Origin of the sequence: Candidatus Poriferisocius sp., assembly GCF_965208355.1 — a bacterium.
Taxonomy (GTDB): domain Bacteria; phylum Actinomycetota; class Acidimicrobiia; order Acidimicrobiales; family Bin134; genus Poriferisocius.
On sequence record NZ_CBDBOM010000002.1, the window covers coordinates 232823 to 246218 of the forward strand.

General features: G+C 65.5%; 3 protein-coding genes. All 3 read left to right on the plus strand.

The window, feature by feature from the left end; genetic code table 11:
* The first annotated feature begins 142 nt into the window (after positions 1–142).
* The 3 genes from ACOGXH_RS01145 to ACOGXH_RS01155 all read left to right on the plus strand — a co-directional run bounded on the left by ACOGXH_RS01145 (position 143) and on the right by ACOGXH_RS01155 (position 13384).
* The gene (locus tag ACOGXH_RS01145; protein WP_419927280.1) at positions 143–1297 is read left to right on the plus strand and encodes a redoxin domain-containing protein; all 1155 of its coding nucleotides are present in this window, start codon (positions 143–145) and stop codon (positions 1295–1297) included.
* An 81-nt stretch (positions 1298–1378) separates the two neighbouring features.
* The gene (locus tag ACOGXH_RS01150) at positions 1379–4198 is read left to right on the plus strand and encodes a cadherin-like beta sandwich domain-containing protein (RefSeq protein WP_419927281.1); all 2820 of its coding nucleotides are present in this window, start codon (positions 1379–1381) and stop codon (positions 4196–4198) included.
* 147 nt (positions 4199–4345) lie between these two features.
* Positions 4346–13384 carry a cadherin-like beta sandwich domain-containing protein gene (locus ACOGXH_RS01155; RefSeq protein WP_419927282.1) on the plus strand — a complete coding sequence of 3013 codons (9039 nt, stop codon included), beginning with the start codon at positions 4346–4348 and terminating at the stop codon, positions 13382–13384.
* Positions 13385–13396: the final 12 nt, after the last annotated feature.

Consider the following 13396-nt stretch of genomic DNA (forward strand, 5'->3'; position numbering starts at 1 on the left):
GATAGATGGAGGGAGGGGACACCCCCTCCGCCAGACACAGCACACTCGAAGTAGGCCACGGTACGTTGCAATGTAGTTGCAAGTATGATGACGCGATAGCAGATCGCCTGGGAGGCCGGGCGCATCAACTCCCAAAGCAATCGTGATCATCCTCTCAAACGGCAAGACGACCGAAGCCGCCCAGCGGACTGACGACACGGAGACCCTGTGGGTGCGGCTTGGCGAGCTTCCCGCCGCCACCGGCTGGCAGATGAAGCCGCAGGGCGCATGCCTGGGCGATCTGTGCGTGCCGGTGCCAGAGCACAAGCGTGAGGAGTGGATCGCCGACGCCGAGGACTGGGTGTGGCTCAACTACTCGGAGTTCGCCGACCTGCTGGGCCAGAAGTATGTGCGCGACGGCGATGTGTGGAGCCTCGGCTCTATACCTGAAGTCCGCCGCATGGGGCTCGAGTCCGCAGTCGCCCCTGATTTCGAGTTGGTTGACCGCAACGGCGACGTGTTGAAGCTCTCAGATTTCCGCGGCCGCAAGGTGGTGCTGTTCTCCTGGTCATCCTGGTGAGGCTGCCGCTTCAGCCTGCCGGTCTGGCAAGAATTGTACGAATCGATCGGCCCGGACCGCTTCGAGCTCATCAGCGTGGCCCAGGACTCCGGTGGCCCCAGCGCGATCAACAAGTGGTATGACAAGGCCAAGCCGACCTACCACTGCGTCGTCGACCCGACCCATGAGATCAGTTCGCTTTTTGGATGGGTGAACGTGCCGTCGGCCGCCTGGATCGACGAGGACGGCCAGATCGTGCGCAGCAACGAGGGCGTGTACCCGTCTGAGGTGTCCATCGGGTTCGGCCTCGGCAAGGTCCGGGCCGGCGACGACTCCTTCGCCCAGGCCACCCGCGACTGGATTGAGCGGGGGGCCGACAGCGAGCACGTCTGGTCGAGCCGGGAGCTGGCCGAGCGGCTCAAGCCCGTCGACGACGACAAGCTGCTGGCCGAGGCGACCTTCAAGCTGGCGCTGCACTTCGAGGCGGTGGGCGACAGCGAGCGCGCCCTCAAGCACTTTGCCGCGGCCGAAGACCTGGCTCCCGACAACTGGAACTACATGCGGCAGGGCTGGACCCACAAGGGGACGGTGTACGCCTCTTGGAAGATTTTGAAGAGGACAGCTGACCTGCGTAAGAACACCGACAAGAGCTTCTACGACCCCACCGGGCTGCCCGGCGAGAACTACCGCCGCTTCACCGAGACCGAGTGGCTGTGGACCCCCGCCTTAAAGCGAGTCAAGCAACTATTCCGCAACTAGCGCGGCGGGCGGCTCGGTGAGTGTATCGCTCGACGTGGGAGTCGATGATCGTTTGTCGTAGTAGCTACTATCATCCCTGGAATGAGTGTCCTTGCCATGTGGCGGAGCGGTTGGTCGCGGGTCGGGTGGGCCGTGGCTGTGGTGTGTGTGGGTGCGGCCGCGCTCTTGGGTTCGACGGCTCCGGTTGTGGGGGCGGCGGATAAGGATCTGGTTTCGGGAGGCGGACAGGTACAGGATTTCGGCGACATTTCCGATGTGCCCAAGACCGTTGTCAACAGAGTCATCGACGATGCCGATGGCGCTGAGGAGCGGTATCGGTTCGAGTTGTCCTCGCCTCAGTCGGTCGAGGTGGTGCTGCGGCGGTTGAACGCCAATGCGGATGTGTTCTTGGAGGACGCCGACGGCGAGGTGCTGGGCTCGGGCACAGAACTCGGGAGATCCGATGAGCGGTTCAGCCTGACCTTGGCAGCGGGGACCTATGGGGTGAGGGTGGAGTCTTCGGGCCCGGTGCGATACCGGATGAAGCTCAAGGTCACCGAGCCGGTGGGGGATCCTGTCGGCAAGTCGACGTCTGAGTCGCCCTCCAATCCAGACGCCGGCGATGATCCGCAGCCGGAATCCGACACTGGCACTGACCAGGGCACGGACCCTGTCGAGGCGTGGACGGCCGTGCTGGACGTGGGGGCGAATGAAGACGGGGCGGGCTACTCGCGCTGGGCGCAGTTTGGTTCGCTGACGCCGGTTCTATTCGAAGTCGACGGGTCGTCGTATGACGTCATCTTGCTCGCGGAGATCGCGGGCGGTCTGTACTTGGGTCTGCGGAGATCGCTGGACACCGAGTTCATGCTGGAGATCGACGGCGAGCAGTTCGTCGGCTCGCAGAGCCAGGTGCCGAACGGGCTGCCCCTGCGCGGCACGTACTGGTGGCCCACAGACGGCGTGCTGTCGGGTTCGGTAGGCAGCACTGCGGCCGTGTCGCTCAGCGCGGGCACCGATTCACTCGGTGAGCGTGGCGCGGCACCGCCGGGCGCGTGGTTCTCCCAGGTTCCCGGATTCCACGACGGGACATCGGAGTTCTCGCTGAAGGTGAGCTTCGATGAGTCCGACCTGGGAGTCACCACGGCACTGCTGACAGATGCGCTGGTCGTGACCGGCGGCTCGCTGGTGACAGTGTCGGAAGTGTCGCCCGTCGGCAGGACCTGGGAACTCGACGTGGCCCCCGACGGGCCCGGCGATGTGACCGTGTCGCTTGTCGCAGTATCGGATTGCGTGTCGGCGACATCGGTGTGCTCCGCGGACGGGCGCATGCTGCGCAACACGCCTCAAGCCACGGTGGATGGTCCGGCGACGACCACCCGGTTGGCGTCATTGAATGTGGGTTCGCTGACGCTGTCCCCGGCGTTCGATCCTGAGGTAACGCTGTATTCGATATCGGCGCCTTCGGGCACCCAGCACGTCACGGTGAAAGCAGACCCCGCTCATCCGTCAGGAGAGGCAGTTGTCTCTCCTGAAGATGCGAAATCTGGGGTAGCGGGTCATCAGGTCGCGCTCGAGGAGGGCGCCCAGACCGTGGTCGGGGTGAAGGTGGTCGCCGGCGGCGGTGCCGAGCGCACCTACTGGGTGGTGATCGATGTCCCCGGCCACAATCCCGATGTGCTCGGCGTGAGACCGCCGACGCTGAACGGGCTGGCGGTGGCCGGTGCCGACGAACTGGGGTTCGACCCCGCGGTTACCCGCTATGAGACCTCCGCTGATGCGGGCGTCGACACGGTCACCATAATCCCGGCCCGCCACGACACCGGTGCCACGGTGCAGATCGTCACCGTGCAGGGCAACGACCCCACCCTCGCTCCGAGCTATGACGACGCCGACCCCAATCAAGATGGTCATCAGTCCGCCCTCGCGGCAGACGGCGACACTCTGGTATTGGTGATCGTCACCTCCGCCGACGAACAGCGCCAGCAGATCTACGTCGTCCTCATCAGCCGGGAAGGTTCTGGCCAGCAGGCCACGACGAAGAACGCCGGCTACCGGTCAGTCATCGGCAACGACAAGGGATTGGGGTCGCCGCGATCCGTCGTCGTCTACAACAAAGCGGACACCCGCCAATCGACGCTGCCGGTGCTTGCCAGCCTCGCCCTGACCGAAGCGACAATAAGCCCTGCGTTTGCCGCAGGTACCACCGAGTACACCGCTGAGGTCGACGGCGACGTCGGGGTTGTCACGGTGTCCGCCAGTACGCCTACGGGTGTCACCTACCTGATCACTCCCGAGGACGCGGACACTGAGACTGAAGGCCACCAGGTGGCGCTCGCCGAGTCCCAACCCGGTGGAGAGCCGACCGAGACGGCCATCGCCATTGTCGCTCGAAATGCCGAAAACGCCGTCGAGACCTACACCATCACGGTCACACGAGCTCCGCCCCCGATCACCATCCCGCAGGAGGGCTGCGAACTCCAGCAACTCGAGGAACAAGACGACGGCACGCTCACAGCGTCGGCGCAATGGCCGCGTAGTTGTCAATCGATCTTGAAGTACCCGGAGTGGAGGAGCGATTACCCCGCCGGGAGGACGAAGACGGGGAACGCGCACTTCTACGAATTGACCCTGACCCAGCAAAGCGACGTGAGGATCACCGTCGAGTCCCACCACCCGAGGAAGGGGCCAACCAGCACACACACCGTGGTGCGCGACGCCAATGGCACTCTGCTCAAACACCACTTCAATCACGTCAGTTTCAACAACGAAGAGTGCCTGTGCATTTTCGCCATCAAGTGCCCCCCAAGGGCGCACGTCGATGTGAGTCTGGAGGCCGGCACCTACTACATCGAGGTGGTGCAGCACTACAGCTCCGACGGCCGCAGGCGGACCTCCACGACTGAGGTCGCATTCAAGAACTAAGTCAGCGCGTCGACGTCGGTCAGGTGGCTTGGCCGGCGAATTGGGCGGCGTGAGAGCCAGCGAGCATTTACTATAGTCGTCACTATTATTAAAAAGACGAGTGTCCTTGCCAGGCGGCGGAGCGGTTGGTCGCGGGTCGGATGGGCTGTGGCTGTGGTGTGTATGGGTGCGGCGGGGGTGTTGGGGTCGACGGCTCCGGATGTGGGGGCGGCGGATAAGGGTCAGGTTTCGGGAGATGGATGGGCCGCGGATTTCGGCGACATATCCGATGTGTCCAAGACCGTTGTCGACAGTGTCATTGATGATGCCGACGGCAGTGTGGAGCGGTATCGATTCGAGTTGTCCTCACCGCAGTCGGTGGAGGTGGTGCTGCGGCTGTTGAACGCCAATGCAGATGTGTTCTTAGAGGACGCCGACGGCGAAGTGCTGGGTTCAGGCGTAGAACTCGGGAAATCTGACGAGCGGTTCAGCCTTACCTTGGCGGCGGGGACTTATGGGGTGAAGGTGGAGTCGGCGGGTCCTGTGAGGTATCGGTTGAAGCTAAAGGTCACTGAGCCGGTGGGGGAGCCGGTGGGCAAGTCGACGTCGGAATCGCCATCCGATCCGGAAACCGGCACTGATCCGCAGGCTGATGCCGACCCGGGCACTGGTACGGACTTTGGCGACGTGTGGACCGCCGTGCTGGACGTGGGGGTGAATGACGACGCGGTGGGCTATTCGCGCTGGGCGCAGACGGGTTCGCTGACACCGGTTCTATTCGATGTCGACGGGTCGTCGTATGACGTCATCTTGCTCGCGGAGATCGCGGGCGGTCTGTACCTGGGTTTGCGGAGATCGCTGGACACCGAGTTCACCCTCGACATCGACGGCCAGCGGTTCGTCGGCTCGCAGAGCCTGGTGCCGGCCGGGCTGGCGCTGCGCGGCACGTACTGGTGGCCGACTGACGGCGTGCTGTCGGGTTCGGTGGGCAGCGTGGTGGATGTGTCGCTCAGCGCCGGCTCCGACACGCTTCCTGAGCGTGGCGCGGCACCGCCGGGAGCGTGGTTCTCGGATGTGCCCGACACGCACGATGGATCGACCTCCTTCACGCTGGAGCTCAACTTCGACGAAGCAGACGTCGAGGTCACCGCAGGATCGATGGCCGACGCGCTGACCGTGACCGGCGGCTCGCTGGGGGTCGTGACCGAAGTGTCGCCCGCTGGCAAGACCTGGGAACTCACCGTGACCCCCGACACAGCGGGCGACGTCACCGTGTCGCTCAGCGCCCCAACAGACTGCGTCACAGCACACGCGGTGTGCACCGCCGACGGACGAATGCTGCGCAACACCGCCCAAGCCGTCGTGCGGGGAACTGCCGACGATGACACCCCGCCTGTGGCGTCGGTGGCCGACGCGTCCGTAGCCGAGGACGTCGCCTCAGGCCAGGCCCAGGTCACCGTCACCCTCTCACAGGCGAGCGGCAAGGACATCTCAGTCGGCTATTCCGCTAGAAGCGGCGGCAAGAGCGTGGACTGGCACCCGGTCCCGGACGGGGTTGATCCCGCCTGGGACCACTCAGACTTCACCAAGCCCGCACCCGGCTCGCGCGTGGCCATCCCAGCCGGGGACACCACCGCGACCATCGCCGTCGCCATCACCGACGACGACATCGACGAGATCAACGAGTCCTTCACCGTCGAATTGTTCAGCCCCACCAACGCCACCGTCGATCCCGGAGCGTCCAGCGCCGAGGTCATCATCGTCGACGACGACGCCGCGCCGGAGGTGTCGGTGACCGCGGGGGCCGCGGTCACCGAGGGCGCCAAGGCGACCTTCACCCTGACCATGAGCCGCGAGAGCAGCCTCGACGTCACCGTGCAGGTCAGCACCTCCGCGCCCGACGCCGGCCACGAGGCCACCGCCGGCGACGACTACACGCCCCTCGTCGACCACGCCGTGGTGATACCGCAATACCAAACCACCGAGACCTTCACCGTGTCCACCCTGGACGACTCCATCGACGAGCAGGCCGAGGCGTTCAAGGTGGCCATCGAGATCCCCCTATCCCACCCCGACCGATACCCCGACTACTACCGCGCCACCGTCAGCGCAACCGCGGGCTCCGCCACCGGCACCATCGACGACGACGACCCGCCCGCCGGCAATGCCGACCTGAGTTCGCTCACGGTGGACGGCGTCAGTGTTGCCGGATTCAGCGCCGGCACCTCGGAGTACCAATTCGGTGTGGATGCCTCGGTGGCGCAGGTGACGGTTTTGGGCGTCGCGGACGGGGCCGCGGCGGTGGCCTACAGCGGAACTGACGCCGACAGGCTCACCGACGGCCACCAAGTGGGCCTGCGCGAGGGCCGCAACGTCGTGACGGTGACCGTCACCGCCGCCGACGGCGTCACGACCAAGGTCTACACCGTCGGCATCAATCGGGGCTCGGAGGACCCCTTCGGATGGAGCGCCGGGGACGACTTCGACACCCTGGCCGCGGCGGAGAACGGGACAGTCACTGGTCTGTGGTCCGACGGCACCACCATGTGGGTGGCCGACGACACCGACGGCCATGAGACGGTCTTCGCCTACACGCTGGCCACCAAGCAGCGGGACCCCAGCAAGGACATCGACGTCAGGCTGTCGTCCGGAGACAGCCATGTCCGCGACATCTGGTCCGACGGCACCACCATGTGGGTGGCCAACCAATTTGAAGCCAAGCTCTTCGCCTACACGCTGGCCGGCGGGCAGCGGGACCCCGCCAAGGACATTGACACCGACAGCGCGGCTGGGAATGACAACCCTCTGGGCCTGTGGTCCGACGGCACGACCATATGGGTGTCCGACGGACACGACACCAAGCTCTTCGCCTACACGCTGGCCACCCAGCAGCGAGACCCCGGCAAGGACATCGACACCGACCCCGACAGGGGACCCTCCGGCCTGTGGTCCGACGGAACGACCATGTGGGTGGCCGATCAATGGGCCAGCAAGATCTTCGCCTACACGCTGGCCACCGAGCAGCGGGACCCCGACCGGGACTTCGACACCCTGTCCGGGTACGGCCACCGCCGTCCCTGGTCGATCTGGTCCGACGGCACCACCATGTGGGTGTCGGGCTTCCTCAACGACAAGCTGTTCGCCTACAACATGCCGGGCAACGCCGACCCGGGCAATGCCGACCTGAGTGCGCTCACGGTGGACGGCGTCAGTGTCGCTGGATTCAGCGCCGGCACCACGGAGTACCAATTCGGTGTGGACGCCTCGGTGGCGCAGGTGACGGTTTTGGGCGTCGCGGACGGGGCCGCGGCGGTGGCCTACAGCGGAACTGACGCCGACAGGCTCACCGACGGCCACCAAGTGGGCCTGAGCGAGGGCCGCAACGTTGTGACGGTGACCGTCACCGCCGCCGACAACACGACCAAGGAATACACCGTCGGCATCAACCGGGGGTCGGAGGACCCCTTCGGATGGAGCGCCGGGGAAGACTTCGACACCTTGGCCGCGGCGGGGAACAAGTCAGCCGATGGCCTGTGGTCCGACGGCACCACGATGTGGGTGTCCGACGATTCCTGGGGCAATGAGACGATCTTCGCCTATACGCTGGCCACCAAGCAGCGAGACCCCAGCAAGGACATCCACGTCCGGCAGACCGGGGCGTTCGGAGACGCCCATGTCCGAGACATATGGTCCGACGGCACCACCATGTGGGTGGCCAACCACTTCGAAGCCAAGCTCTTCGCCTACACGCTGGCCGACGGGCAGCGGAACCCCGCCAAGGACCTCGACACCGACGGCGCGGCCGGGAATGACTCCCCTTTGGGCTTGTGGTCCGACGGCACGACCTTGTGGGTGTCCGACACTTTCAGCAAGAAGATCTTCGCCTACACGCTGGCCGACGGGCAGCGGGACCCCGGCAAGGACATCGACACCGACGGCACGGCCAGCACGGGACCCGTCGGCCTGTGGTCCGACGGCACGACCATGTGGGTAGCCGACAGTTTCGACGCCAAGCTCTACGCCTACACGCTGGCCGACGGGCAGCGGGACCCCGACCGGGATTTCGACACCCTGTCGGGGCACGGCCACACCCTTCCTTGGGCGATCTGGTCCGACGGCGCGACGATGTGGGTGTCGGGCTTCCTCAACGACAAGATCTTCGCCTACAACATGCCGGGCGACGCCGACCCGGGCAATGCCGAGTTGAGTGCGCTCACGGTGGACGGCGTCAGTGTTGCCGGATTCAGCGCCAGAGACACCGCGTACCAGTTCGGTGTGGGTGCCTCGGTGGCGCGGGTGACGGTGTTGGGCGTCGCGGACGGGGCCGCGGCGGTGGTCTACAGCGGAACCGACGCCGACGGACTCACCGACGGCCACCAAGTGGACCTGAGCGAGGGCCGCAACAACGTGAGGATGACCGTCACCGCCGCCGACGGCAGAACGAGAAAGGGCTACACCGTCAGCATCAACCGGGGGTCGGAGGCCCCCTACGGATGGAGCGCCGAGGACGACTTCGACACCTTGGCCGCGGCGGACAACAGGACAGTCACCGGCCTGTGGTCCGACGGCACCACCATGTGGGTGGCCGACGACGCCGACGGCAGTGAGAGGGCCTTTGCCTACACGCTGGCCACCAAGCAGCGGGACCCCGGCAAGGACATCGACCTCCGCAAGCCCTCCAGAGACACCCATGTCCGGTCCATCTGGTCAGACGGCACCACTATGTGGATGGGCGAGAGCTTCGACAACAAGCTCTACGCCTTCACGCTGGCCGACGGGCAGCGGGACCCCGGCAAGGACATCGACATCGGCAACCAGTACCCCTATGGCCTGTGGTCAGACGGCACGACCATGTGGGTGTCCGACATTCACAAACAGAAGATCTTCGCCTACACGCTGGCCGACGGGCAGCGGGACCCCGGCAAGGACTTCGACACCCTCGACCCGGCCAACGCCCGTCCCGCCGGCCTGTGGTCCGACGGCACGACCATGTGGGTGGCCAACACATGGTATGACGAGAAGATCTTCGCCTACACGCTGGCCACCAAGCAGCGGGACCCCGACCGAGACTTCGACACCCTGTTCTGGGACGGCCAGGACCTTCCCCGGGCGATCTGGTCCGACGGCACCACCATGTGGGTGGCGAGCAACTTCAGCGACAAGCTATTCGCCTACAACATGCCGGGCAACGCCGACCTGAGCGCTCTGAGCCTCAGCGCCGGGACGCTGACCCCCGCCTTCGGCAGCGGCATCAGGTCCTACACGGTCCCGGTGGCCAACTCGGTGTCGCAGGTGACGGTGACCGCCCAAGAGGCCGATGCGGGCAACGCCACGGTCGTGTTCCTTGACGGCAACGACGTGGAGATCCCCGACGCCGACGACCACGCCGACGGCCAGCAGGTGGACCTCGCGTTGGGCGACAACACGATCAAGGTCAAAGTCACCGCCTCGGACCTCGTCACCACCCGCGTCTACACGCTGACGGTACACCGTGCCGTGCCGAGCTGGGAGGTATCGGTCGGCTCGGAGTCCATCGCCGAGGAGGGCGAGACGTCCACGACGGTGACGGTGAGCACCGGAGGCGTGACGTTCACCGAGGCGAAGACGGTCACCCTGGTCCTGGCGGGCACCGCGACCGAGGTCGACGACTACACAGTGACAGCCAAGACGCTGACGCTTGCCGCCGGCGAGGTTTCGGCAAACGCCACGGTGACCGCGGTGGACGACGCCGTCGAGGACAGCGACGAGAGCATCGAGATCACCGCGATGCTCGACGGTGCGGTGATCGGCGTCCCGCAGACCATCACCATCGAAGACAACGACGGGGCGAACACTGCGCCGGTGTTCTCGCCGCAGTCCGTGACGCGCCAGGTGGCCGAGAACGCCGCGCCGGGCACGCCGGTGGGCAGTCCGGTCACCGCCACCGACGCCGACCTCCACACCCTGACCTACACGCTGGGCGGCGCGGACGCCGCGTCGTTCACCATCGTGGCCGCCAGCGGGCAGATACAGACCATCACGGGCGTCGTCTATGACCATGAGGCCGCGTCGAACACCTTCTCGGTGACCGTGACGGCCGATGACGACAACGGCGGCACCGCGACCGCGGCCGTCGTCATCGATCTCGCCGACGAGGACGAGCCGCCCCCCGCCCCGGCCGCGCTGGCAGTGACGGCCGCGCCGGGATCCAGCACGAGCCTGGATGTGTCCTGGACAGCGCCGGACACGACGCAAAGGCCCGACATAACCGGCTACGGCGTCCAGTACCGCAAGACCGGGGACCCGAACTGGACCGCCTGGACTCCGCCCACTCTCGCTACGGCTACGTCCATCTCGGGGCTGGCTGTCCGAACCGAGTACGAGGTGCAGGTGAACGCCACCAACGATGAGGGCACCAGCGGCTGGTCCACGTCGGGCACCGGCTCCACGGATAGCCAGTGCTCGCAGGACTTCGACCCGGAGCCGACGCCGGTGGAGGTGACCGCGGTCCCCATCGTGGTGGCGTCCAACACCGACGAGTACTTCGTGCTGTATGTCAGCCACACCGAGGGTGGCACGGTGGTGGAGACACCGGTCGCGGTGATCAGGGGCGAGGCGTCCACGACGACGCTGGCCGAGAACGTGCCCGCGCTGCCACCGGACCGCTACCGGGTGGAGAAGTACCTCATAGCCGACCCCGCCGACGTCGACGGCGACTGCATCGACGACCTCACCGAGCTCGACGACCTCGGGACCATGAGCCCGGTGAACCCCGCCCCGGCCATAGATCTTGTGAACGGCGCCGCGGCCGTTCCCGATCAGCCCACGTTCGAGACGCTGGCCTATGGCGGGCAGTATGTGAAGTTCGTTCTGCTGGGCATGGACACAGAGTCGCCGACCCTGTTCTTCATCAACTCCAAGACGCACCTCCGCCACCCCATCGCGTTGTTCCTGGACGCGATAGGCCACCTGGAGCCCGACCTGCCCTGGGCCGTGCCGGGCGAGATCGTCTACGACCCCGCACTCCTCGCCTCCGACGGCAGCACCGGCGTCTACTACTGGTGGCTGAACCGCTACGACAACCGCTACAGCACCGTCCTGCTCGAGCGCATCCACACCCTGCTCGCGGCCGGGATGCCGCTCCTCGACGACGACCTGGCCCTGCACATACCGAACCATCGCCTCGCGAGCTACCAGTCCGAACTGCCGCTGTTGAGACAGTCGCGGATCCCGCTCATGTTCGACGAGGACATCCACCCCGGATCCAGCTTCCTGCCTATGAATCCCGCAGTGGGATACGGCCAGCTGCGGGTCATCGAGCAGGGTGAGCGCCCCAATCCCCGCGACATCGCGATATACGAGGCACTGCCCAACGAGCTGCCCCGCGTCGCAGGGATCATCACCACCGTGCCCCAGACGCCGCTGTCGCACGTGAACCTAAGGGCCACCCAGGACGCCGTCCCCAACGCTTTCATCCAAGACGCCCTCGACGACACCACCATCGATGGCGCCACCATCGACGACCTCCTCGACAGCTACGTCCGCTACGAGGTGACCGAGAGCGGATGGAGCCTGAGGGCAGCCTCCCCCACCGAGGTCGACGCCCACTACGCCGCGTTGCGTCCCGCTACGGCTCAAGTGCCCCAACGCGATCTGTCGGTCACCGCGATCACCCCCCTGAGCTCCATCGGCTTCGAGGACTGGGACGCCTTCGGGGTCAAGGCCGCCAATGTGGCCGTGCTGGGGACGCTGGGCTTTCCGCCCGGGACCGTGCCCGAGGGGTTCGCGGTGCCGTTCTATTTCTACGACGCGTTCATGACCCACAACGGGTTCTATGACGACATCGAGGAGATGCTGGCCGACGAGGAGTTTCAGACCGACTTCGACGTCCAGGAGGACATGCTCAAGGATCTGCGCAAAGCCATCAAGAAGGGCCAGACGCCTGCCTGGATCCTGGAGGCGCTCACCGCGATGCACGCCACCTACCCCGTGGGGCAGTCGCTTCGCTACCGGTCGAGCACCAACAACGAAGACCTTCCCGGGTTCAGCGGGGCGGGGCTGTACGACTCCAAGACCCAGGATCCCGACGAGACCACCGAAGACGGCATAGACAAGTCCCTCAAAGGGGTCTATGCCAGCCTGTGGAACTTCCGAGCCTTTGCCGAGCGCGAGTTCCACCGCATCGACCACCTAGCGACCGCGATGGGGGTGCTGGTGCACCCCAACTACACCGACGAGCTCGCCAACGGCGTCGCGGCCAGCTTCGACCCCATCCGCGGCTACGACGGCTTTTACTACCTCAACACCCAACTCGGCGAGGACCTCGTCACGAACCCCGACGCCTACTCCGAGCCCGAGGAGATCCTGCTGCACCCCAGCGGCAACCAGATCGAGATCCTGGCGACCTCCAACCAGGTGGAGCCCGGAGAACTCCTCCTAACCGACGCCCAACTCCGCCAGCTCGGCGGACACCTCGAAGTGATCCACGACCACTTCAAGGCGCTGTACGACCCCGCACCCGGCGAGCCTTTCGCCATGGAGATCGAATTCAAGATCACCAGCAGCAACATCCTCGCCATCAAACAAGCCCGTCCCTGGGTCTTCAGCCTGACCAATCAGACCGCCACCGGCCAGCCCACCATCACGGGCACACCGCAGGTGGATGAGACACTCAGCGCGGACACCTCTGGGATCAGCGACGCCAACGGGCTCACCAACGTGCAGTTCAACTACCAGTGGATACGCAGTGACGGCAGCTCGGACACGAACATCGTCGGCGCCACCGGCCAGACGCGCACCCTGACCCAAGACGACCTGGGGAAGACCATCAAAGTGCAGGTCAGCTTCACCGATGACCAAGGGTTCTCGGAGACACTGACCAGCGCCGCAACGGCCGCGGTCAGCGCAAATCCGCTCGAGACGTTGTGGTCGGGGGAGATGACGGTGGCGGACTATGGCAGCAGCAGCCTGGGCGCCTACAACGACGACACCCTATTCTCGAACGTTACAAGCAGCATCCAGCTTCAAGTCAAGTGGCTCTGGTACTTGGAGACGGAGCGGAAGCTCTATCTGGCATTTCGGGCACCGGTTTCCGGCACAGGAGACTGGACACTGCATATAGACGATGTGGCGCTTGACTTTCCGAGCGGGAACTCGAATTTCGTCTTCAGAAACGTCGACGTGTCCTGGACAGCCGGCCAAGTTGTCAACGTGAGAATCGTTCGCTGAGCTAGCGAGGGC

Bases quoted from the DNA above. Each gene is read 5' to 3' on its own strand.
- ACOGXH_RS01150 (WP_419927281.1), top strand. From the start codon at position 1,379: ATGAGTGTCCTTGCCATGTGGCGGAGCGGTTGGTCGCGGGTCGGGTGG.